Consider the following 24,217-nt stretch of genomic DNA (forward strand, 5'->3'; position numbering starts at 1 on the left):
GTCGTTTCCGACTAATCCTCCCGGGCTTCTTCCACCATGGACAGGAGTTCTTGTTGGTTGTGGATATCCAGCTTGCGGTAGATGTGGCTGATGTGGGTCTTTGCGGTGCTCTTTGAGATGCACAGTTTGTCCTGAATGTAGGCGGCGTTGTGGCCTTTGGCCAGCAGGAACATGACCTCGGTCTCGCGGCGGGACAGCAGGTAGCGGTCGGCGATGGTCTCGCACTGGGACCGGAAACGTCCACTCTTGCGCGACCGCTCAGCATCCGAAAGGTTGGAGTCGGCCGCCATGTCGCGGCGCATCGAAAGTCCCGCGCCCGCCGTCTCGGCAGCAGCCGACGTGCCCGGAGCAACGCGCGCCAGTTCCGCAGCGGAAAGCCCGCCGCCCTCTGCGCTACCGCGCCCAGCGGCCGCGGCCTGTCCGCCTCCACCCATGCCCACGCTCGCGTTCGTACCCCCAGCACTCACGCCCGTGTTCAAGTGATTAACCGGTACGCCGCCATAAAGCGTTCCCGGCGTGGGAACAGGTGTGGGAAGCGTCCCCAGCATATCTTCCACATCGTCAGCATCATACCCGGACGCGTCGTCCGCTCCTTCGCGGCGCGCAGACCAGGCCACCTGCTCGGCGCGGCGGTTGAAGTATGCGATGACACCGGTTTCGCGGTCGCCCGCCGGCACGATGATGCGCTTGATGTCACGCACGCGCGGCAGCAGTGCATAGGCCACCACCATGGCGAACATGATGAGCACCGCGCCACCCGCTTCGCCAAACGGCGTGAGCGAATCCAAGAAGGAGGGGTCCACCACTGAAAGCGACCCCGCTAGCGACCCCAGCGCCAAGCACCCGCGCCCGATGCCGAACACAAAGATGGGGGACAGGCGGAACTTCTGCGCCATCTCACCAAAGAACACCCACATGAGGGCCTCGAAGCACATATAGCCCGTCAGCAGCACCAACGGCGCCACCATGGAGTTCTCCAGCGCCAGCGACGGCAGGAAGAACAGCGTGATGGCAATAAAGGGCACCAGTGGGCGGAACAGAAAGTCCCAGTGGCTGCGTTTGTCGATGGAAAACGTCGTGATAAGCAAGAGTACTGTGGCTGCACCGCCGGCGAACAGCGCTAGAAGCTGGGTGGTCAAGTCAGACGAGGGCAGAATGAACTGCGTCGAAATGGAGCGCAGCGCGCCCAGTGCAAAGCCAAACAGCAGCACCGGCAAAGCCAATCGCACAGAAAACGGCCCCTTCTTTACGGGGAGCGGGGTGAAAATGGGAATGGCATGGCGCACGGCGTAGCTCACCGGCGTTAGGTGCCACAGAAGGGGCAACTCCAAAAGCGGCAGGCACGCGGTCAGCACGCCCGAAAACGGTGCCGGCAGCACATGCAACGCCAGCGAGTAAATGGCTACGGCAATAACAATGGCCACGGCCGTATTGACAACGATGGTCGCTGCACCGTGACGCGAATACGCAACGCCCCAGAACAGCAGCAGTAATCCCGACCCGATGCCGGTCGACACGCCCGCAAACACGGTGGCTATGAGTCCCACCGTCCCCGGTATGGCGGCGGCAAACACCGCAAACGTACCAATGGCGGTCAGCAGCGCCGCGCCCACCAGCACGCGCTTGGCGGTATAAAACTTCAACAGTTTCTGGTCGGTGATGGCCGCAAACAAAAGCGACAACCCAAACACTACGATAGAAATTAGGAACACCAGCGACACATGGGATTCTGCACCGCCCGGAACGAAGGGCGAACCCGGGGCTTGAAAGATGGACGTGGTGCCAAACATGGCACTATAAATCCATGCTTGATGAATGCCGAAGCCCAGCGATAGCGTGCTTAACTCTCCCTGTGTCCCCATTCCTCGATTGTCGTCTACCGTGATGCTGATACGCGGAAAGGTGACAGCCATTAAGTACAACCTCGCATTCCCCTGTCGATGCGAACTTCAAAAGTGGTTGCTCGGGTTGTATGCCAGTGCGCCGGTATGAGGCGCGTCTGCACAGCCGCGAGCAACGTGCCCATCATATACGTTTATTGCCCGGGGTTCAAACCCTCAAACTAGGTGGGTTCTATCACTTCATCAGGTATTTTTCATTTCAGGCTTCAAAAATCAACCTCTGGGGACGATGAGGAAAACCCCGCCTTTCGTCCCGTTTTGCCGCCCGTATGCCTATTTCTTGCCCTGATCGCTCCCGAAGTTGCTCTACGCGCGATGCGCGCGGTAGAGACGCGCGCGGCCTCCTTCCAAAGGCGTAGTGCCCCCTCTGCACCCCGCGACACACGCGTGGGCGAGGAAACGCCGTCGAGGTAAATCGGCCTCAGAAGTCGATGCCTCACCCCTAAAGCGTCCCTGGGAGACGATTCAGGTTGTTGGAAGAATCGGTAATCTTCAACCCGTCTGTTTCTTATGCGGTGCGAATTCAGGCGTAGAGGGTTCCAATGCATGAGAAATAACACGGCAACGGATAAGAATCGTGGAAGGAGGAATCGCGCAGTCGTTTCTTCTGGTGATGCGCGGGTCTTGAAAGCAGGTTGCGAAAGCCGTTGAGGGACGGCGGTCGAAACTACGGAAGCGTCAGTTGCCCTACCACTACTGGAGCGTCCGTAATTTACCTGTAGACACGTTGCTCTTCCAGTCTTGCTACTGCGCCCAGGGGATAAGCGTATGCACGTGATTAGTCACAAGTCCTCGTTCGTAAGCGAGGCGTCTAATCAACCTAGTAACTCTCTAAGGAGGGACTGATGGATAAAAAAGAGTTCACGGTCTCAGAAGTCATCGACTCCATCGGGATCAGCTCGCACACGTGGATCGTCTTTGCAATCCTCGCGTTTGCTATGATCTTCGACGGCTATGACTTCATGATCGTCAATTCGACGAACTTGTATGTGGCCCACACGTTCTGGCCGAACGACCCGAACCCGGGTGCACTTATGGGCTCGCTCACCACGTGGGGTCTGCTCGGCATGGTGCTCGGTGGCGCCGTCGGCGGCATCCTGTCCGACAAACTGGGCCGCAAGAAGACCCTCATCATGGCTGTTATGTTCTACGGCCTGTTCACGTTGCCGCAGGCGTTCGCGAATGACCTCGTGTTCTTCGCGGCCTTCCGCCTGATCGCCGGCTTCGGCGTGGGCTCCTGCATCCCCATCGTGACGACGGTGTTCTCCGAAAGCATGCCCTCCAAGCAGCGCGGCGTGTTCGTGACGTTCGGCATGGCCTTCATGGTTGTGGGCTGGGTGCTCGCAGGCCTTATCGCGAACCCCATCTGCAATGCAACCACGCCGCTGTTGGGCGACTTCACGAACCAGGTCACCTACACGCTGCTCGAAGGCGGTACCGCAACGATGTACGCCAACTGGCGTCTGTGCTACCTCATTGGTGCACTGCCTCTGGCATATGGCGTGCTGCTCATCTTCGTGATGCATGAGACGCCGCACTGGTACGCCAACTCCGGTCGTAAGAAGGAGGCGTGCGAGCGCCTGACCCAGATCGAGCAGGCTACGCGTCACACGACGCACGAGTACGACCCCAACCTGCTCATCGTTCCGCCGAAGCCTGCCAAGACCGGCCCGGCCGTGCTGTTCTCCAGCAAGTTCATCGTGGCCACCTGCGCCATCTGGGCTGCATACTTCGTGGGTCAGTTCTGCGTGTACGGCATGAACGCCTGGATTCCTACGTGGTTCGTGGGTCTGGGTTACTCGCAGGCCGACTCCGTGGCTCTTCAGACGTGGAACAACGTGGCGGCTATCGCCTCGAACATCGCCGTGGGCTTCGTGTCCGACAAGGTGGGCCGCAAGCGCAACCTGGCGTTCTCGTGGCTGTTCTGCATCGTGGCCATCATCCTGTGCTCCATCTTTGTGGCTCCGAACAATATGGCCATCTGCATCGTCCTCATGCTGCTCTTCGGCTTCGCGCTGAACTACGCCATCACGGCTGTCCAGCCCCTCATGCCCGAAAGCTATCCTACCGCTATCCGCAACACCGGTACGTCTTGGTGTCAGGCGTTCGCCCGCTTCGGCGGCTCCGCCTCCTCCATCGTACTCGGCGGTATTGCTGGCATGGCATTCTTCCAGACTGCTACCGGCGCCACCAACTGGTCGACCGTCGTACTCGTCCTCATCGTTCCGTTCGCGCTGGGCTTCATCTGCACGGTGCTGTTCGTGAAGGAAACGGCTGGCAAGACCATGGATCAGCTGGCTGCGGAAGAAGAGCGTCGCGGCGCTTCCGAGAGCGACGGCAATACGCGCTTCATCATCATGCTGGTGATCGTCGCCATCCTGGCGGTCCTCTGCATCGTGTGCCCGCTCGTGGTGCCCAATTGGTCGAAGCAGTCCTACGCGCTGCCGCTCATGGCCATCGGTCTGCTGCTCCCGTTCGCTTACTTCTTTATCTTTGGTGGCAAGCAGGTCGCTATCAACAAGAAGGCAGAGGCTGCAATGGACGACGACAAAGTGAAGGCGTAAGCTTCTCACCGATAAGTCTCACAACAAGCTTCTAGCGACAAAGAGCCGGAACCCCAGGGTTCCGGCTCTTTTTAGTACCTACAGCACTCCCGCTTCACAAAAGTGTGACGCGCTTCGCGCTGGCTAGTATGCCAGAAGTTTTCTCGTGTCCCTAACCTTACGACGCGGGCTGACTGACTGGCAGGCGTTAACTTACAAGAGGCGTAACCCCCGTAGGGATGCTCTCCAGAGCATCCGTTCGCGCGAAGCGCGAAAACGCAGGTCATGGTTGTATTCTCCGCCTGCGGCGGAGCGGATGCTCTGGAGAGCATCCCTACGGGGGTAGCCAAACAAGTATGGTTAACTAAAGAAGAACATGCCCTCGTCATGGCGATAGGGATGCGCATAACATCTTGGCGTAATCAGTAGCGCGATAGCGCGTCACACTTTATTGCAGCCATGCGCCTTCTACCAGCCGCGTTCTTTCTTCAGTTCCTCGTACGTGATGCCCTTCTCGGGCTTCAGCCATTGCGCTACCTTTTGCAGGCGCGTGGCGTTAGGGTTGCGCAGACCTTCGCTTTTGCCCTTGAACTCTTCCTTAATGGCCATGGACACCACCGACATGGCGGCAATGCGCAGATCAACCACGTTTTTCACCATGATCTCATAGCAGGGGCCCTTGTCGCGGAAGTCGGTCAGGCGCACGCGCCCTCCCTTTTGCCCCGTTTCCTCGTTCACAAACTCAAAGGGCGCCTGCTCCAGCGAGCCAAAGACATCCCATTTCATGCCTTCCACGTAGTATTGCTCAAACAGCCTGATGGTGTGGAAGGCATACTCGTAGCGCTCAAGGCGCAAATAGTAGGCCAGCGTCTTGCTGTCGGGCTTGATGTGGCCGTTTTCGCCCCCCAAACGCCCGAACATGGCCACCTTGTCGCTCTCGGCCGACCAGGCACCCTTGAAAGAGAGGGCGTGGGAGCCGTCCTCGTACCACAGATCGAAGTCCTCGCGGCGCTTGAGCGCGTCTGCGGGCATGTACAACTTATTGTTCTTCAACGGGTTCTCCTTGCCAGCTCTCGGTGCCGTTTCCTTGCTTGAAAGTATAGCCCATCTGACGCGCCCGACTTGCCTCCGCAGGGTTGAAGATGCGCTGAGTTTTGCCTCGCCCACTCTTACAAAGCGCGCGCGATACCCTTCCGCAAAGCTGTCTCAAAAACTGGCATTTATCAGGCATTATACAAACCAACAACCTCGCAGTTTGACGAAAATCAACCCATGAGGCCGATAGGATGATCGCCAAAAACGTCCTTGTGATTCGATGCCGCGCCCGCCCGAGCACCTATGCTGAACCCCGTCAGAATCCTTCGGATGCACCGCACGGTCGCAACCGGGGGAGGGAGGGCAAAGTGAGGTCATCGGCGTCTCGCGGAACTTTTCAAAGTTCCCGAAGCGCATGACATAAGTAGAGGGGGTCGGAAACGTTGGCGCCATCGCGCGCTTCCGCGGCCGACCGAAACATCGAAACGGAGGATCCCCTATGTGTTTCAGACCTGCTGACGCGTCCGCCGGCTCCGGCATGAACAAGTGCCCCGAGTGTGGCAAGACCATCCAGATGATGGGCGGCGTCACCCTGAAGAACTGCCCGTTCTGCAAGTGCGACTTCACGCCGTACATCGACGGCACGAAGCCGCTGCCGAACGCAGCTCCCGGCGCTCCTGCGGCTCCTGCCGCTCCTGGTGCTCCTGCTGCACCGAAGGCGCCCGGCGCGCCCAAGCCTCCTACCGCATAGAACGGTTCTGAAACGCGCGGCGCCTGCAAGGGGACGGGCGCCTCAAGCGGAAGGAGGTGGTCCCCGGCTCGAGGTATCACGCGAGAACGAGCGCCGATTACCAAGTAAGGCGCAGAGATGTTTCTACCAAACACGAGTGAATGTGTAGAAAGAAGGAGAACATGGCATACGGCAAGCAATGGCAAACCGTCATGGAAGACGGGACTGTCGTCACCCGCAGCAACACCTGGTCCCCTCCGGGAAGCCACCCGGTTGGATACGGCGTTAAGGTTGTGACGAAGGATGGCGAGCTCATCCGCATCGAGGGCGACGACGACAACCCGATTACCACCGGTCGTGTCAATGCGATGAACCTTGCGCTGCGTGAGTACACCTACGCGCCGGAGCGCATCATCTACCCGATGAAGCGCGCCCCCGAGGATCGCGGCAAGGATAAGTGGGAGCGCACGACGTGGGACGAGGCGCTGGACACGATTTGCGAGAAAGTCCGCTATTTCCAGAACACCTACGGCCCCGAGTCCATCGTTTGCTTCGGTGGCACCGGCCGTGAGGCTTGCATCTTCTACTACGCGCTGACGTTCTCCGTTCTGCAGTCGCCCAACTGCTGCTACACGCAGTCCGGTTGGTCCTGCTACGGTCCGCGCTGCTCCATCGCCGACTACGTGCTGGGCGCTGGCTATCCCGAGCTTGACTACGCTGGTCACCTGCCGGGTAGCTACCAGGATCCGCGCTACACGCTGCCGAAGTGGATTGTGGTCTGGGGCAAAGAGCCTCTGCCCTCCAACGGCGACGGCTTTTTCGGCCACTGCCTCGTCGACCTGATGAAGCTTGGCACGAAGATCATTTCCATCGACCCCCGTATCACCTGGGTCGGCGCGCACAACGGCAACATCAACCTGCAGGTTCGCCCGCAGACTGACACTGCCCTTGCCCTCGGCATCATGAACCTCATGTTCGAGAACGAGGAATACGACAAGGAATTCGCCGAGAAGTGGATCTACGGTCTCGACGAGATGAAGGCCCGCGCTGCTGAGTACCCGGTCGAGAAGGTCGCTGAGATCACGACCGTGTCCGTTGAGGACATCAAGCGCGTTGCGCACATCATTGGCACCGAGCGCCCGATCGGTTGGGCATGGGGCCTCGCCTTCGACCAGAACAAGAACGGCGTGCAGCTGTCCCAGGCGTTCATCGTGCTGGCTGCTCTCGCTGGCTCGATCGACCGTCCCGGCGGCCTGACCCTTGGTCCTCCGTCTGCTCTGCTCGGCAAGTGGCGTATGGAGCAGCGTGGCGCTATGGACGACGAAGTGTGGTCCAAGCGTATCGGTGCTGCGGCCTGGCCGGGTCTGTCCACGGGTATGGCGACGACGCAGCCCGATGAGACCCTGAACACCATGGAGACGGACGAGCCCTACGCTCTGAAGATGGGTTGGTTCAACAGCTCCAACTTCCTGACCCCGACGTGCTCCGCGCAGCCGAAGCGTTGGCACAAGGCTCTGCAGAAGCTCGAGTTCGTGGTTGTGCAGGACCTGACCATGACCCCGACGGCCATGGCTGTGGGCGACTACTTCCTGCCGATGGCCACCTGGGCCGAGCACAACGGCATCGTGCTCACCCACTACGGCCGCAACACCGTGTTCATGGGCCCCATGAACAAGGCTCTGCAGGTCGGCGAGTGCAAGTCCGACGTGGAAATCTGCCTCATGTTCGGTCAGCGCCTCAACCCGTCCTGGTGGCCGTGGTACAAGCCGGCTGACGGCAAGTCCCTCGACCTCGACGCCCTGGCTGTTGCTGTTGAGGACTTCTACAGCGACCAGCTCAAGGAGCTCGGTATGGACTGGAAGACCTTCCAGGAAGAAGGCCTCTACCAGCCCGGCGCTCACGGCTTCGAGTACGAGAAGTACGAGAAGGGTCTGCTCCGCTTCGACGGCGAGCCCGGCTTCAACACCATCACGGGCCAGATCGAAGCCTACTCGATTCTGTACGAATCCTGGGGCGAGGATCCGCTGCCGTACTACGAGGAGCCGAACTACAGCCCCATCAGCAAGCCTGATTTCGCTGCTCAGTACCCGCTGATCTCCACCTCTGGTTCGCGTCGCTACAGCTCGTTCCACTCTGAGCATCGTCACGTGCCGTCGCTGCGCCAGATCGATCCGTGGCCGTGGGTCCAGATCAACCCGGAGACCGCTGCTGAGTACGGCATCACCGACGGCGATTGGTGCGAGGTGTACAACATGTTCGGTGAGGCTCGCTTCAAGGCCGAGATCACCCCGGTCATGAAGCCTGGCATCCTGAACTGCGCTCATGGTTGGTGGTTCCCCGAGCAGGACGGCGAAGAGCCCAACCTGTTCGGCGTGTGGAAGTCCAACTTCAACAGCCTGGTGCCGCACTTCAACGTTGGCAAGCTGGGCTTTGGCGCCCCGTACAAGGGTGTTATGTGCAACGTCCGCCGCGTCCGTAGCCTTGACCAAGACTAACTCGAAAGGAAGTGGCGTAAATGGCTGATCAGAAATACGCTCTGCTCGTTGACTACACGTACTTCTCCGGCAACCATGCCGCCGAGATCGCCTGCAAGGAAGAGCTGGGTCTGCCCATCGACCAGTTCGGCATCAAGGAGGTCGAGGTCGGCCCCTTCAAGAAGGGCGAAGGCAACGACGGCGACGCGTGGGAGTGGTTCTACATTCCCTGCCCGACGTCCATCTTCTCCGATCACTGGGGAACGAACGGCGACAAGGCCGGTCAGCGTCCGCTGGCTGTGCAGGTTGAAGAGTCTGCTTCCATGTACTACGGTACGCTGGAAGAGATGCAGGCCAAGATGGCTGAATTCGACCGCCCGATGGTTTTGTTCCAGCTGTAAGGTAATGCTATGATGGCTGCGGTCACCGACCCACACGGTCGATGACCGCAGTACCGTGACGACGATTTGACAAGGAGGGCATCATGACACACGATGAGTTCATGGATCTCGATGCTCAGACGGCGGCTGATAAGCTGAACGCTCTCATCGACGAGGGCAAGAGCAAGGATGAGGCCGAGGCCGCGTTCGAGCTCACCAAGCCGGACCTTCTGAAGCTCAACGTCTTTTTCGTGAAGGGTAAGTATATCGCTCGCGCTTGGGGCGGTTACACCTCCACGAAGGCCACCGGCAACGAGGGTGCTGGCGAATTGGGTCTCGGCGGCAGCTTTAAGGACATCAAGCCGGTGAGCTAAGCTTACACTCTAAGCTTTGTGCAGAGGCAAATAAGAGGACTCGCTTTACGATGTAAGTGGGTCCTCTTTTGGAATAGTGAGCACTACTGTGCCTGGAATGCTTTCGTGGCGAAAAGCCTTACGGGCACCGTATTGGGAGCTAGGGAAATTAGTAGTGGACACCGAACCGCACAAGGAGACGAATGCTAATGGGAGCTGAGGAAGCCATCAAGGCTGAGATCGAAGAATTGGGCCGTTTGAACCCGCAGCAGGAAGACATCCTGTATAACATTTCCCTCAAGCAGGACGAACTGGGCCGCGAGTCCACGAACCTGCTGCTGGAGAAAGTGAAGGATAGTCCCCTCTACCAGCCGATGATTGACCGCGAACTGCTGACCTACGAGGTGTTCAACCACGGCAGCAAGCACGAAATTGCCAGCCTCTATGTCACGCTGAAGGGCCTGCGCTACTGCATCATGTTCGCCGACGAACTTTCACAGCGCCGCAAGCTGAACCCCGCTGGTGCACCTTGGCAGCAGACCGCCTAGCCCAGCTGGACGTCTGCTTCGGAGGGTTTACTCCCGTGGCGCTGAGCGATGGAACTGCGTCGCGTGATCAGGTGCAGGAAGCGCAGCGGCGGGCGCAGGCGCGGCGCACCTCGCTTGAACGCGCGGCTGTCGTGGAGGCGGCGCGCGCAAGTGAGGTGCGTCTTTGGGACGATGGCGCGCAGGCGACGTGGCACTACGTGGTGCTTGACGACGCCGAGGTGCGCATCGAGTGCTGCGTGGCGCGCTGCGGCTGTGTGCATATTCCCGCTGAGATTGAGGGCAAGCCGGTGGTGGCGCTGGCTGCCGAGGCTTGCGCACGCCTGCCAGGGGTTGAAAAGATTGTTTGCCCCGATTCCCTTATGTCGGTGGGCCTGTGCGCTTTTCGGGATAACCGCGCGCTGCGCTCGGTGGTGCTTCCGGCGGAGTTGGCCTCATTTGATTCTGACTGGTTCCGGGGAAGCCCGGCCGTTACTCATCTGGTGCTTCCGGGGCGCCTTGCCCGATTGGACGCGCGTATATTCGACTTGCCACAGCTCTCGGTGCTGGTGGTGGGTGCGGAAACGGCGGAGGTTGAGCCGGGCGCGTTTGCGAAGAGCGCGCTCACGGCTATCGAAGTAGACGCGGCGAACCCCTTTTTGACCACCGACGGCATTGCCCTGTATCGCCGCGAAGGTGGCGTACTGCTGGCGCTTGCCGTGCCGGTGGAGGAATACGCCATCCATCCGGGGTGCACGGCGGTTGCGGAAAAGGGCTTGAGCACGTGCGCACGGGTGCGCCGTATCGAGGTGCCCGAGGGCCTAAAGGAACTGGGAAGCTTCGCCCTTGCGCGCACGGGTATTCGCTCGTTTGAGGCCCCGGCCTCGCTCAAACGCATCGGGGAGAAGGCGTTTTTCAACTGCGCCGACCTTGAGGAGGTGCGCCTGCGCGAGGGCCTGGTTTCGGTGGGGGCCAACGCGTTTACCGGCACGCGTCTGTGCGAACTGCGCCTGCCTGCTTCTGTTGAGGAACTGGGAAACCCGCTGGCGGCAAAGACGGGGCTCACGTTTGCAGGCCCGGACGCGACGTGCACGCTTGCGGCGGGCTCGCGCCATTTGATCTTGGACGCGGCGGGTGGGTTGTACCGCGTGCTTGACCAGGGCGTGTGCCTCGTGCGCATGATGGATCCTGAGGCGCGCAGCTACGAGGTGCGGCCGGACACGGTGGCGGTGGGCGACGAGGCGTTTGCGAACCACGCGTGCATCGCGGATGTGGTGCTTCCCGAGGGTGTGGAAGAGCTGGGTCGCGCGGCGTTTAAGGCGTGCCGCCATTTGGTGCGCGTGAACATCCCCAGCAGCATGCGGCGCATCGGTGACGAGGCGTTTCTTGACACGAATCTGACGAGCATGCGCATACCGGCGGCGCTTGAGCACCTTGGGCACAACGCGCTGGTCACGCAGGGCGCGCACCACGGCGACGGGGAACCGTCGCTTGTTGACGTGCGCGTTGATGCGGGGAACGTCCGGTTCTACACTGCACCCGGCCTACTGCTGGAGCGCAAGGACGAGGGGCACGCGCGGGTGGTGCTGTGCATGGGCGGCGTGGACGTGGTGCGCATTCCGGCTGAGGTGGATGAGATTGCCCCCTACGCGCTGAACGACGTGCGCGGGATTCGCGAGCTGTATCTGTCGGACCGCATTACGAAGGTGGGCATGCGCGGGTTGGGTATTGATGGCCTGGCAGAACTCATTCATGTTGACCTGGAGAGGCCGATTGAGGGCCACACGAGCTTCGACCTTCGTTTCCCGGTGACTGATCGCGGCGCGCAGCAGATGATGCTGGCGCTGTCGGTGCCTGACCGCGTGGATGTGGCGGCGCTGTTCGAGCACTATGACAACGCCATCATCAATGCGAGCAGTTTTGACCCGAGACATGAGCGGGGGCTTGACCCCTACGAGCAGCTGGTGCGCCTGGTGGCGCGGCTGCAAGACCCGGTGTTTATGACGGCCGTGAATCGCAGTATGAGCGAGAAGGTGCTGCGGGAAGGCGTGGCCGACTTTTGTGTGGCCGCCGCCCGCCACGACGACCGGCGCGTGGTAGACGCGTTGCTTGACCTGGGATTTCTGAATGCCGATAACCTGAATGCGGTCATCGACCGCGTGGGTGCGCTCAAAGATGCCGCCATGACGGCGTATCTGCTTGAGGCGAAGCGTGTGCGCTTCCAGTGCGCCGCGCTCGATTTCGAGTTGTAGGGGGTGCGCTGATGACTGAAGCTGCTCCGCCGGATGCCAAGCTTGCGCGCCGTGCCCAAGAGGATCGCCTTGCTGCCGACATTGTTGATGAGTGCCGCGTGCAGCTCATGTTGAAGTTCCGCTTCTTGGATGCGGCGCTTTGGCGTATGGAGGTGCGGCCGCTGCGCGCGGGCGCGCGCTACCCGCTGGCGACCGATGCCACGCAGGTGGTGTGCGACCCGCCACGCGTGATTGCGCGGTTCCAGGAGTCGTTCGAGGAATCGGTGCGCGACTATCTGCACCTGGTGCTGCACTGCATCTTTCGGCATCCGTTCGACCGCGATCACAGCAATCGTGAGGCGTGGGATTTGACATGCGATATTGTGACGGAGGGGGCGGCGCTCGACTTGTGCGGTGAGCGCTTTGCGAGCGCGGATGATGCTGCGCGGCGCGAGGTGTTGGGGACGATAGCCATGCTGGTGGGCAACCTGCGGCCTAATAAGGTATATGGCCTGGTAAAGGGCCTCGTGCAGACACCCGATGGCCAGCAGTACCGCGGGTTGGGGCGCAGTACGCTCAGTGAGTGGCATGCGCTGTTTGAGCGCGACGACCACGGCGCGTGGCCGTCCCACAACGCGGGAAAAAGTGACGAGGTTGATCAGAACGCCTCCGAGGACGTGACGGAGGACGACGAAAACCCCGAGGCGCAGGCCGACCCCCTGCGTACCGATTCGTCCGACACGGCGGCGGCGGACGCCCAAGGCAGTGAGGCGGATGAGTCTCAGTCCGAAGATGAAACGGCAGCCGAGGAAGAGGCGGATGGTGTCGCGGGTGAGCCCGACGAAGGTGCTGATGAGGCCACTGACGCAGACACCGACACCGAGCGCCAGGAGCGTGAGTGGGAAGACCTCGCGAAGCAGATTGAGATGAACCTGGAAACCTTCTCCCAAGAGTGGGGGAAGGAAGCCGCGAGCCTGGTAGCGAATCTCGCCTTTGCCAATCGCCCACTGTGTAGCTACACCGACTTCCTGCGGCGGTTCATGACGCTCTCCGAAGAGATGCGCCTCAACATGGACGAGTTCGACTACGTGTATTACACGTTTGGCCTGGACTTATACGGCGATATGCCGCTCGTCGAGCCGCTTGAGTACAAGGAAACCGAGCGCGTGCGCGACTTCGTCATTGTGATTGATACCTCGGAGTCAGTGCGCGGAGACCTCGTGAAACGGTTTGTGGGTCACACGTTCGACATCCTCAAAAGTTCCGAGGACTTTGCGAGCGAGGTGAACATTCACCTGATCCAGTGCGACGCGAAGGTGCAATCCGACACGGTGATCACCTTGCTGGCGGACGTTGACAAGCTGACGGAGGGCCTTCAGATACGCGGCTTTGGTGGCACGGATTTCCGCCCCGCGTTCGACTACGTGGATATGCTGCGCAAACGCGGCGAGCTGGCCAACATGAAAGGCCTCATCTACTTTACCGACGGCCTGGGCACCTTCCCGGAGAAGCCGCCCGCCTTTGAGGCGGCGTTCGTGTTCCTGGACGAAGAGGGCGTGAAGCATCCGCCGGTGCCACCGTGGGCCTGCAAGATACTGATTGACGAAGCTGGCATCGGCCGGCTGCGGACGGGGTCGCGCGCCAGCGAGCGGCCGTTGAAAGGGGATCGTGCGCTATGAACATTGCATCGGCGAAGCAGCAGATAAAAGATGCCGTGGAGGCGTATTTGGAGCGGGACGACGCGGGTTTGCCCCTCATTGCGCCCGTGAACCAGCGCCCGCTGTTCTTGCTGGGTGCGCCCGGCATTGGCAAGACGGCCATCATGGAGCAGGTGGCCCGTGAGCTGGGCATTGGCATTGTGTCGTACTCGATGACGCACCACACCCGCCAAAGCGCCCTCGGTCTGCCGCGCATCGTTTCGCGCGAATTCGAAGGGTTCGCATACGAGGCCTCCGAGTACACGATGTCGGAGATTGTGGCTGCGCTCTACGACTACATGGAGCGCACGGGGCTGCGCCAGGGCATTCTGTTTTTGGACGAAATCAACTGTGTGTCCGAGACGCTGTACCCGTCCATGTTGCAGTTTCTCCAGTTCAAGACCTTCGGCAAGCATCGGGTGCCCGACGGCTGGGTGGTGGTGTGTGCCGGCAATCCGCCGGAATATAACCGCTCGGTGCACGAGTTCGACATTGTGACGCTTGACCGTCTGCGCGAAATTGACGTGGAACCCGACTACGCTTCCTGGAAAAGTTACGCGACGGAGTGCGGGCTGCACCCGGCCGTCACCACGTTTTTGGAGACGAAGCGCGAGTGCTTTTATAAGGTAGAGGCGAAGCCCGGCGGCGGTAAGGCGTTCGTGACGGCGCGCGGTTGGGAGGACTTGGCGCACATCATTGCCGTGCACGAGGAACGGGGCAAGCCGGTGAATCGGGAACTGGTGGCCCAGTTTGTGCGCGACGACGAAATTGCCGACCAGTTTGCCGTGTACTATGCGCTGTTCGAGAAGTATCGTTCGGACTATCAAGTGGATGCCATTCTCGCCGGTGAGGTGGGCGAGGCGGTGAAGAACCGCGCGCGGCAGGCGCCGTTTGACGAGCGCATTGCGCTGGTGAGTTTGGTGCTGGATGTGCTCGCGCGGGAGTGCGCGCAGGTGCTCGACCGCGAAGCGGTGGTGCTGGCCGTGCGCGATGAGTTGCGCGCGTGCAAGGCTGACCTTGTGGGTGGCGCGTCGGTGCAGGACGTGCTGGTTCCACGCATTGCCGAGCGTGAGGCGGCTCTCGCGCGCAAGGTGGCTTCGGGTACGGCGGCTGAATCGGTCGTGCGCACGGAGCGGCTGGTGGTGGCGCTGCTGAAAGAGTTCGCGTCTGCGTGCACGCTTGCGCGTACCGAGGCGGGTGCGGCGGCGTTCGACACCATTCAGCAGGCGTACAAGACTGAGGTGGCAGGGCTTGAGCCGGCGGCCGCGGCAGCCAGCGCAAAGATGGACAACGCCTTCACCTTTGTTGACGAGTGTTTTGGCGACCGCGAGATGCTGGTGTTCATGGCCGAGCTGGCCACGCGCCGCCCGACCACCCAGTTTGTCGCGCACTACGGCAACGAGTCGTACTACGCGCACAACCAGGAGTTACAGGTGGACTCGGCGCGCATGGGGCTGGCCGAGCGCGCCAGCATGCTGGAAGATTTGAACGAGAACATCAAGCTGGCCGAGGGCCGCACGAGTGAGGCGCGGGCCGCCGTAGGGCTGTCGGTGGGCATGCGCGCGACGGCCGAGCGCGCGAACGGGGCTGACGAAACGGCCCTACGCGAGCACTACCAGGGCAAACAGTTCGAATACGGCTTCACCAGTGTGTGCAAGATGCTGCTGCCGGTGTCTGAGCTCAAGGGTAAGACGGTGCTCGACGTATGTTGTCGGCGCGGCCGCGGCGTGTACAAGCTGGGTGCCATGGTGGGCAATGACGGCACGGCCTGGGGCATCGACTGGAACGCCGCCTACATTGAAGAGGCGAAAGACGGGATGGAGCGTGCGTGGCGCGAGAGCGGGCTTGCGCGCAACAACATGGAGTTTCGCGTGGCCTGCCCCGAGGACCTCATTGCCGCCGGTATTGGCTCGGGTACCATGGATGTAGTGTACGTGAACAACGTCATCACGCTGTTCTACGACCAGGAACGTGCCCTTGCGGAATGCGCACGTGTGCTGAAGCCAGGCGGGCTGCTCATCCTGGAGACTATTTTCGCCGATCAACCGCGCAATGAAGACGTGGTCACGCGTGCCCGAGCGCTCGGCAACAGTATCCAAGCCGCCCGCACCAAGGAAGAAAACTACGCCTGGCTGACTGCCGCCGGTTTTGACGAACCATCGGTCGAAGATGAATATGAGGTAGAGGCAAGCCGCGGCTACAAAGCCGACCATGCGGTAGCCATCGTAGAAGGCGACGAGGACGTGCACTACCGCGCCGTATCCCTCTACATCCGCAAGCCGCAGCAGGGAGGAAGGGCGTGAGCCACCCCGTTGTCATACATAGTGCGCAAATGTGTTCTACAACCGGTGAGCAGGGGCTTTCGGGGAGCGATTGCACCCGCTGTACAGGCAGTTTGTTTTTTATACTCGTAAGCGATAGTGAAACCAGATAATCGCTTGGAGGCTTGCCTATGCAGACACAACGACACTCACTCATTGAGATACTGGGAACACCCGACGTTCGCTTCGTGGTTCCCGCGTACCAGCGCCGCTATTCGTGGGGGCTTCGCCAGTGCCGGGAGCTGTGGCTTGATGTGCAGCGCGCCGCGCGGGCGCAGGCGCCGCACTTTGTAGGCACGTTGCTGTATGCGCGGGAAGCGAGCGACACGGACGGCCTGGAGCGACGCTCCATCATCGACGGTCAGCAGCGGCTGACCACGCTCACGCTTCTTATGGTGGCGCTCGTGCGTTACCTGGAAGCGCGGGGGAGCGCGCTTGCTGATGGGGATGCGCATGCGCTGCGCGACTGCTACTTGCGCGTGGGTGCGGGGAAGCGGGCGGCAGGCAAACTAGTGTTGTCGCGCAACGACCGCGACACCCTGTTTGCGGTTGTTGCGGGCGCGGCGCTGCCGGAGAATCCCGCGGAAAACATCATGCAGAACCTGGCGTTTTTTCAGGAGCAGATGGAGGCCGAGGGCTTTGACGCCACCTATGCGTGGAGTGGTGTGAAGCAGCTCTTCGTCATTGGGGCTGAGACAGGTGGGGCTGACAACGCCCAGCTCATCTTCGAAAGCTTGAACTCGAAGGGCGTGCCGCTGACCACGGCCGACCTCGTGCGGAACTATCTACTGCTTGCGGAAAGCCACGAAGAACAGGCGCGACTCTACGACGAATACTGGGGCCCCATTGAGGGCATGTTCCAGCCCGACCCCGGCTCGTTGCGGTTGGACAATGCCATTCAGGGATGGCTCAGCGTGCGCTTCCGCAAGGTGCGCGCCAAAGGGCCTGATGAGGTGTACAGCGTATTCAAGCAGTACGTGGAGGATGAGTTTGATGGCACAACGGAGGGGCTTTTGCGCGAGTTGCGCAACTTCTGCCTCGTGTGGGCCGAGAACTACCGCTATCACGCCGTGAAGAAGTACAAGTCGGCCTTCAGCTGGGCAACGAATGGGGCCGCAACGTTGGTGTCGGGTCGTCCGCTGAAGAAAAGCGACGACGAAGCCTATGCCGAGAAGGTCCGCGCGGATCTTCAGGCTGTCGACGAGTCACTGTGAGGTGAGAAGCTATGATTATTAAACAACAGATGCTTCTCGATTTTTTGGGGACACCTGACGTGCAGTTGATTATTCCCGTGTATCAGCGTGTGTATGCGTGGGGCGCGCGCCAGTGTGACGGCTTATTTGATGACATCATGCGCGCCGGGCGCGCTGAGCGCACGCACTTTGTGGGCACCGTGTTGTACGTGCCCGAGCTCGGGGCTGCTGGCGTGGGAACGCGCTTTGATGTGATTGACGGGCAGCAGCGCCTGGCCACGCTCACGCTGTTGCTTGCGGCGTTGCGCGACTACGTGCGTGATGCGGGGTATGCGCTTGAGGGTGTTGATGCTGCAGGCATTGACCAGCGCTTTCTTCATGTCGATGGGGTGGAAGGCGTGGGCAAGCTGGTGTTGTCGCGTGCCGATCGCGCCACGTTGGAGGCAGTTATTGCGGGTGCGGAACTTCCCGGCGAAGATGACGTGTCGGCGAATGTGGTGGCGAACTACGAGCACTTCCGCGCACGGATGCGCGAGGGCTTTGCGGCTGATGAGGCGCAGGTGCTCTGGCGTGGCATGCAGCAGCTGCTGGTGATAACCGCCGAGCTTGATGGCGAGGATCGCCCGCAGGTGGTGTTCGAGAGCCTGAACTCCAAGGGCATGCCGCTGACCACGGCCGACCTCGTGCGCAATCTTATGCTGGTGAGCGTGGGTTACGACGAGCAAACGCGCCTCTACGAGCGCTACTGGGCACCCATCGAGCGGCTGTTCGGCGACGACCCGGGTGGCGTGCGGTTGAACGCCGCGCTGCACGGATGGCTCGCGGTGACGGCGCCGCGGCTGCATGTGGGTAGCGCTGATGAGGTGTACGGCGCCTTCAAAACCTACTTGGAGGACCTGCACACGGGCACGCTTGAAGAGTTGCTGATTGGCTTGAAGGGCTTTTGCGAGACCTTCGCCGCCAAGTCGCAGGACTCCGGTGCGGCGCGCGCCACGGCGCATGCGACATGGGGAAACGGCAAGGTGGAAGGCATCATCTCAGAAAGGAAGCTCTTCGGCGACTAGGGGCGGAAGAGGGAGAAGATAGATGACGACGAACGGAGCAGGAATGGGTAACGAGGCAGTGGAGCGAGCGCTGGCGGAGTACGCGGCGGTGGGGGAGCGCTACGTGCGGGAACTTGAGCGCAAGGGGCTTGTGTTCGCCGAGGCGAATGCGGGGGCGTCACGCTGCGCTGAGTTGCGGGCCGAGTTGGCGGCGCGCGGCGTTCAGGTGCGCAACGCCGGGGCCAGCCTGAGTGTGGGGCACCTGTCGCCGGCGTGCGTGGAGTGCACGGGCAACCGCGGGTCGGAGACGTTTTCCACCACGTTCAAGTGCCACCGCGATTGCTACTTCTGCTTCAACCACAACCAGCCCGACTACGAGAAGTTCTTCCGCGAGGGTTGCCCCTGGGAGGAAACGCTGGCGCGCTCGGCGGCTGAAAACGAGTCGCTTGCCTGTGTGGGCTTGACCGGCGGCGAGCCGCTGCTTGACCTGGAGAACGCCCTGCGGCTGCTGAAGCGCACGGATGAGGTGTGGCCCGACGCGCACACGCGCCTGTACACCTCGGGTGATTTGCTTACCGAAGAGAGCGCCACGCTGTTGCAGGCGGCGGGCCTCGACGAAATCCGCTTCAGCGTGAAGGACGATGACGCCCCTGATCAGCAGGATCGCGTGATTGCCGCGCTGCGCCTCGCGAAGCGCTTCATTCCCTCTGTCATGGTGGAGATGCCCGTCATCCCGGGCGCGAAGGAGCACATGCAAGACCTCTTCCGCCGCTTTCAAGAGGTGGGCATCGACGGCATTAACCTGCTGGAGTTCTGCTTCCCGTTTTGTAACTGGGACGAATTCGCGCGCCGCGGTTTCGTGCTGAAGAACCCGCCGTTTGAGGTGATGTATGACTACGGCTACTCGGGCGGATTGGCGGTGGACGGCAGCGAGGAACTTATTCTGGAGCTGATGCAGTGGGCGCTCGACGAAGGGCTCACGTTTGGCATGCACTACTGCTCGCTTGAGAACAAGCACCGCAGCGAGATTCGCCAGAAAAACGAGCCGGCCGCCCATGCGCACCCGTGCCTTACGTTTGATGAGAGCGACTTCTTCCTGAAAACGGCGAAGGTGTTCGGGCCGGACATTCCGGTGGCGCGTCCCGTGCTTGAGGCGGCGGGCTGCACCGACTTCATGGAGGATACTGACGAAGATTCGCTCGCCTTTCCGCTGCGCTTCCTGGACGTGCTGCGCGACCTTACGCGCCCCGATGACACGCCCCTCACGCCCATGACCTGCTTCTTCGTACACGAGCACGACGAAGGCGGCAGCTACCTGATAGACGTCGCACTGCGCCCGGCACCCGAGCATGCAGGTTAGATGAGGGGATGCGGATGAAGCGGTTTTCGCCTGACTGAGGGGCGCTTATGACGAGGGGTTTCGATGCTGGTATGGTACAATGATCATCCCCCTTTTTACCAGGAACTATCGCTTGCGCTTGCGCGCGAGCGTTTCAGTAATCACGCAGGACATCGAAGGAGAATCCACATGCAACTTGGTTCCACGGTCACACTTATTTACACGGGCACGCTTGAAGACGGCACGGTGTTTGGTCACGCCACCAAAGAGGAACCCATGAAGTTCCAAACCGGCATGGACATGACCATCGACGGCTTTGAGGCCGCCATCCTTGAGATGAACGAGGTGGGCGAAAAGAAGACGTTCGTGGTTGATCAGTACGCCGGATATGGCGAGTACCTGGACGACTACACTACGAAGATTCCGCTGGAGCAAATTCCCGTGGATAACATCAAGGTAGGCAGGCGCATTTGGCTGTCGAGCAGCGAGGACGGCGCGCCCATGCCGGCCACCGTGTTGGCCGTGGAAGGCGGCGTGGCCACGTTCGATTTGAACCACCCCCTCGCGGGCAAAGACCTCACGTTTGAGGTGGAACTGCTGGAGATTGAGGACGCTCCCGAGGACTTCGTTTCCGCAGCTGAGAAGGCCAAGCACCTGAAGGAGCAGTCGAAGCTTCTGGGCGGCGACCAGGCCTCGGACTTCCGCTAGGAGTTTTGAGCATGTGCTGGTCATGCAATCCCATCTGCGGTGGCTGCCGACCGCCGCGCAAGCGCCCGGTGAAGTGTCCCGAGTGCGGCATGTTTAATGCCGTTGACCTGGAGCATTTCTCGGAACCCAACCCGTGTTCCAAGTGCGGTGCCGATCTGACAGAGCTGGCGCTGCCTGAACCGGTGGTGTGTACCATCTGCGGCGAGGTGTGTTACAACTCCTGTCGCAAGGGGCGCACGGAGCAGCCGGATGACGCGCGCGGCACGTGTCAGGTGCGCGTAGCGAAACCGTTCAGGCCGCAAGATGCGGTGTAGAAGCGGCGCGGTAACAGTAACAAACATTTTTTGCCTGCCAGGTTGACCGTAGGGCAAGGGCTTTGCCCTTGCCGCCAACTACGTTGACCTGGCAGGTTTATTTTTGTTGAGTAGCAAGGGAAACCTTGTCCAGCGAACTACCTGCCTGCGCTTTGCGGCGTGCTAGGCGCGGGCGGCGCACCAGGCGCAGGCGCTCGGGGCGGCGGCGATGCCACCAAGCGCGCTTTCGCGCAGTTCGAAGGGGAGTGCGCGGCCGACTGCGTCAAGCGCGGCCACCGTTTCGTCGAAGCCTACGAGGTTGTTCACGCCAGCGAGGGCAATTTGGGCGCTGATAAGAGCCACGCCCGTCGCGGCGGCGTTGCGCTTCTGGCAGGGCACTTCCACGAGGCCGCCCACCGGATCACACACAAGCCCCATGAGCGAAGTGAGCGCGTTCGCGGCGGCATTGAGGGCTGCGGCGGGCGAGCCGCCGGCCATCTCTACCGCGGCTGCAGCGGCCATGGCGGCCGCCGCGCCAATTTCCGCCTGACAGCCTCCTTCAGCGCCCGACACCGTGGCGTTGCGGGCGATGAGTAGGCCGACTGCTCCTGCAGCCAGAAGGCCGCGGCGCAAGGTGGTTGCGTCGAAGCCGCGCGTTTCTTCCAGCGCCAGCAGCACGCCGGGTACCACGCCCGCCGAGCCCGCCGTGGGTGCGGCCACAATTACACCCATGGAGGCGTTCGTTTCCAACACGGCCAGGGCATACTCGGCCGCGCGGGCGGCAGTGCCATCGAGCACGGCCACGCCCCGCTCGCGCGCACGATGCACGTCACGGGCTTCGCCGCCGATGAGGCCACCCATGGAGGGCGTGGGCTCCGTGAGGGGCTGGACGGCTGAGGCGCGCATGACAGCAAGCGCCCGATCGGCGTAGGCCAGCGTGCCGCAGGTGTGTCCATCCAGCGCAGCAAGCGCTTCCTCGCGCGCAAGCAGCGCATCGGCCAGGCCGCCGCCCTGGTGTGCGCAGCGTTCCAGCAACTCAGCGCCTGAAGTGAAGTCGCAGGCGACGAAGCGCTCTTCCGCGCCTTCGGCCGGCACGGTTGCGCCGGGAGCATGTGCGCCGTGGGGCGTGTCGGCGGGCACCACGCGCACGTCACGCACGGCGGCGCAGCGCTCGATGGCATCCTTCACCTGGGGCGGCACCTCGCCGTCCAACTCCATGATGGTGAACGCCTCCAAGCCGCGGCGCGTGCGATACACGCGCGTGGTGGCAATGTTCACGTCGTGCTCCGAGAGGCTGCTGGCAATGTGCGCGAGCACGCCGGTCACGTCGCGCTGACGCACCACGAGGCTGGTGCGTTCGCCCGTGAGATCGACGTCGATGCCGTCGATGCGCCTGATGACAGCCGCCCCGCCGCCCACGCTGACGCCGCGCACCTCAAGGATGGCGCCCTCTTCGGCTTCAAGATGGATGTCCACGGTGTTGGGGTGATCGACCTCCGTTTCGCGATCACACGTAAACGAAAACGTGAGGCCCGCCGCGCGTGCCCGCTCGAAGGAATCGCGTACGCCCAGGTCATCGGGCGCGAGTCCCATAAGGCCCGCCACGAGCGCCTTGTCGGTGCCATGTCCCGTGCGCGTGTGGGCGAACGAGCCGTAGAGCGTGAACGCGGCGCGCACGGGAGGTGCGGCCAGAAGGCTGCGCGCCATGCGGGCGATGCGCAGCGCGCCCGCCGTGTGCGAGCTGGAGGGCCCCACCATGAGCGGGCCTATGATGTCGGAGAACCCGAATGTTTCCATGCGTGTCCTTTCGCGTGGTGAATCTGGCGGTACCCGCGCGCTGCGGCGCGGGGCTGCGGCGCTATCGTAGCGCACTCGCGTCTGTTCGGGCCCGTCGGCCGACCGAATCTTGAGATTCCGCGACGAATCGGCCGCGCGCCGGGTCAAGCGCGGCGGCATCGCTATACTGGTCGCATCAGCGCCGCGAGCCCGCAGGCCGCGGCAGAATTTTCCACAAGGCAGACGATACCTGCACGGCGCCCCGCCCGGGGTTGCGTGCGGCAAAGGAGCGATACCATGTCCACAGCGGCGCCCGTCATTGTGGTGGGCCACAAGAACCCCGACAACGATTCCATTTGTGCGGCGGTGGCATACGCCTATTTGAAGAATGAACTCGCGAAACGCGCGGCCAGCAAGGGTGCGACCCCCGTTCGCTATGTGCCCGCGCGCCTGGGCCCCCTTCCGCCCGAGAGCGCATGGATTTTGGAGAAGAACGGCATCGCGGCGCCCGAGGTGGTGAGCCATGTGCACGCGCGCGTGGCGGATGTGATGACGCCGAACCCCATTTCCATCGCGCGCGATGCCACGCTGCTGGAGGCCGGGCGGCTGCTGCGCCAACACAATGTGCGCGCGCTCGTGGTGACGAACGACGACGGCCGGTATCGCGGCCTCATCACCACGCGCATGATTGCCGAGCGCTACATTTCGGCCACTGACGTGCTGGAAGAGGGCGGCGCGAATGAGATGGCCGTGGCGGGCGACCTCATTGCCTCGCTCGGTCAGAAGGTGGAAGACATCACCGAGACCGATGTGCTGGTGCTGGACAAGGATGGCCTTTTGGGTGAAGCCATTGAGGATTTGATGGCGAGCGCGCTGCGCGAGGCCGTGGTGCTTGATGACCAGGGCATGGCTATTGGCATTGTGACCCGCTCCGACGTGGCCGTGCGCCCGCGGCGCAAGGTGATTCTCGTCGACCACAACGAAACGCGCCAGGCGGCGAATGGCATTGAGGAAGCCGACGTGGTGGAGATTGTGGACCACCACCGCATTGCCGATGTGTCCACGGCGAACCCCATCCTGTTCCTCAACCTGCCCGTGGGCTCCACCGCCACTATTGTGGCGACCGAGTTCGAGCGCCACGGCGTGGAGATTCCGCCGGCCATTGCCGAGGTGTTGCTGTCGGCTATTATGACCGACACGGTTATATTGAAGTCACCGACCGCCACCGTGATTGACCATGAGCAGGTGGAGCACCTGGCTGCCATCGCGGGTGTGGATGCCACCGAGTTTGGCCTGGCGGTGTTCAAGTGCCGCGGCGGCGAGGACGACATGCCGGTGGAGAAGCTGGTCGGCGCCGACTCGAAGGAATTCCAGCTGGGAGATTCCACCGTGCTTATCGCGCAGCACGAGACGGTGGACTTGTCGTCGGTCATGAAGCGCGAGGACGAGATTCGCGCGCACATGCGCCGCCTGAAAGACGACCACCACTATGAGTTTGTGCTGCTCATGGTGACCGACATTCTGGCCGAGGGCAGCCAGTTCATCTGCGAAGGCAACTGCCGCACCGTGAACCGCGTATTCGGCATAGAATGCGCCCCCGGCGGCACCTGGATGCCCGGAGTGTTGAGCCGTAAAAAACAAGTAGCCGCCAAAATATTGGGTGCGTAAAGAAAGAA

18 protein-coding genes are annotated in these 24,217 nt (G+C 61.7%); 15 read left to right on the plus strand and 3 right to left on the minus strand.

Annotation, left to right across the window (positions count from 1 at the left end; translation table 11 throughout):
* Positions 1–11: 11 nt before the first annotated feature.
* Positions 12–1,913 (minus strand): response regulator transcription factor, encoded by a 1,902-nt coding sequence (locus tag QNJ86_RS07165; protein ID WP_283831917.1) that lies wholly within the window; start codon positions 1,911–1,913, stop codon positions 12–14.
* An 833-nt stretch (positions 1,914–2,746) separates the two neighbouring features.
* Here QNJ86_RS07165 and QNJ86_RS07170 point away from each other — a divergent pair.
* Positions 2,747–4,465, plus strand: coding sequence for an MFS transporter (locus QNJ86_RS07170; protein ID WP_283831918.1), 1,719 nt, complete (start codon positions 2,747–2,749; stop codon positions 4,463–4,465).
* Positions 4,466–4,912: 447 nt separating this feature from the next.
* Here the strand turns inward: QNJ86_RS07170 and QNJ86_RS07175 are convergent, their stop codons facing one another.
* On the minus strand, positions 4,913–5,497 hold the full coding sequence (locus QNJ86_RS07175) for a hypothetical protein (RefSeq protein WP_283831919.1): 585 nt from the start codon (positions 5,495–5,497) through the stop codon (positions 4,913–4,915).
* A 481-nt stretch (positions 5,498–5,978) separates the two neighbouring features.
* On the opposite strand from QNJ86_RS07175, the gene QNJ86_RS07180 reads away from it, so the two are divergent.
* The 13 genes from QNJ86_RS07180 (at position 5,979) to QNJ86_RS07240 (ending at position 20,786) form a co-directional block, all read left to right on the plus strand.
* Positions 5,979–6,230: a hypothetical protein gene (locus tag QNJ86_RS07180; RefSeq protein ID WP_283831920.1), complete on the plus strand. Its 252-nt coding sequence runs from the start codon at positions 5,979–5,981 to the stop codon at positions 6,228–6,230.
* Positions 6,231–6,391: 161 nt separating this feature from the next.
* Entirely contained in the window at positions 6,392–8,704 is a 2,313-nt protein-coding gene (locus QNJ86_RS07185; protein WP_283831921.1) for a molybdopterin-dependent oxidoreductase, read from the plus strand.
* Between the two features lie 20 nt (positions 8,705–8,724).
* Positions 8,725–9,084, plus strand: a complete 360-nt coding sequence (locus QNJ86_RS07190; protein WP_283831922.1) for an oxidoreductase — start codon at positions 8,725–8,727, stop codon at positions 9,082–9,084.
* 83 nt (positions 9,085–9,167) lie between these two features.
* Positions 9,168–9,437 (plus strand): hypothetical protein, encoded by a 270-nt coding sequence (locus QNJ86_RS07195; RefSeq protein WP_283831923.1) that lies wholly within the window; start codon positions 9,168–9,170, stop codon positions 9,435–9,437.
* 188 nt (positions 9,438–9,625) lie between these two features.
* Positions 9,626–9,964, plus strand: coding sequence for a hypothetical protein (locus QNJ86_RS07200; RefSeq protein ID WP_283831924.1), 339 nt, complete (start codon positions 9,626–9,628; stop codon positions 9,962–9,964).
* 35 nt (positions 9,965–9,999) lie between these two features.
* On the plus strand, positions 10,000–12,192 hold the full coding sequence (locus QNJ86_RS07205; RefSeq protein ID WP_283831925.1) for a leucine-rich repeat domain-containing protein: 2,193 nt from the start codon (positions 10,000–10,002) through the stop codon (positions 12,190–12,192).
* Between the two features lie 11 nt (positions 12,193–12,203).
* Positions 12,204–13,850: a vWA domain-containing protein gene (locus QNJ86_RS07210; protein WP_283831926.1), complete on the plus strand. Its 1,647-nt coding sequence runs from the start codon at positions 12,204–12,206 to the stop codon at positions 13,848–13,850.
* The gene (locus QNJ86_RS07215; protein WP_283831927.1) at positions 13,847–16,171 is read left to right on the plus strand and encodes a methyltransferase domain-containing protein; all 2,325 of its coding nucleotides are present in this window, start codon (positions 13,847–13,849) and stop codon (positions 16,169–16,171) included. The genes QNJ86_RS07210 and QNJ86_RS07215 overlap by 4 nt, the downstream gene beginning before the upstream one ends.
* Positions 16,172–16,320: 149 nt before the next feature.
* Positions 16,321–17,403 carry a DUF262 domain-containing protein gene (locus QNJ86_RS07220; RefSeq protein ID WP_283831928.1) on the plus strand — a complete coding sequence of 361 codons (1,083 nt, stop codon included), beginning with the start codon at positions 16,321–16,323 and terminating at the stop codon, positions 17,401–17,403.
* An 11-nt stretch (positions 17,404–17,414) separates the two neighbouring features.
* The gene (locus tag QNJ86_RS07225) at positions 17,415–18,446 is read left to right on the plus strand and encodes a DUF262 domain-containing protein (RefSeq protein ID WP_283831929.1); all 1,032 of its coding nucleotides are present in this window, start codon (positions 17,415–17,417) and stop codon (positions 18,444–18,446) included.
* Between the two features lie 22 nt (positions 18,447–18,468).
* Entirely contained in the window at positions 18,469–19,785 is a 1,317-nt protein-coding gene (locus tag QNJ86_RS07230; RefSeq protein WP_283831930.1) for a radical SAM protein, read from the plus strand.
* Between the two features lie 168 nt (positions 19,786–19,953).
* Positions 19,954–20,472, plus strand: coding sequence for an FKBP-type peptidyl-prolyl cis-trans isomerase (locus QNJ86_RS07235; protein ID WP_283831931.1), 519 nt, complete (start codon positions 19,954–19,956; stop codon positions 20,470–20,472).
* An 11-nt stretch (positions 20,473–20,483) separates the two neighbouring features.
* The gene (locus QNJ86_RS07240) at positions 20,484–20,786 is read left to right on the plus strand and encodes a hypothetical protein (protein ID WP_283831932.1); all 303 of its coding nucleotides are present in this window, start codon (positions 20,484–20,486) and stop codon (positions 20,784–20,786) included.
* Between the two features lie 162 nt (positions 20,787–20,948).
* Here the strand turns inward: QNJ86_RS07240 and sdaAB are convergent, their stop codons facing one another.
* Positions 20,949–22,562 (minus strand): L-serine ammonia-lyase, iron-sulfur-dependent subunit beta, encoded by a 1,614-nt coding sequence (sdaAB, locus tag QNJ86_RS07245; RefSeq protein ID WP_283831933.1) that lies wholly within the window; start codon positions 22,560–22,562, stop codon positions 20,949–20,951.
* A gap of 276 nt (positions 22,563–22,838) precedes the next feature.
* Here sdaAB and QNJ86_RS07250 point away from each other — a divergent pair, with 276 nt between their 5' ends.
* Positions 22,839–24,209, plus strand: a complete 1,371-nt coding sequence (locus tag QNJ86_RS07250; protein WP_283831934.1) for a putative manganese-dependent inorganic diphosphatase — start codon at positions 22,839–22,841, stop codon at positions 24,207–24,209.
* The last annotated feature ends 8 nt before the right edge of the window (positions 24,210–24,217 follow it).

The organism is Gordonibacter faecis (assembly GCF_030077735.1).
Classification (GTDB): Bacteria; Actinomycetota; Coriobacteriia; order Coriobacteriales; family Eggerthellaceae; genus Gordonibacter; species Gordonibacter faecis.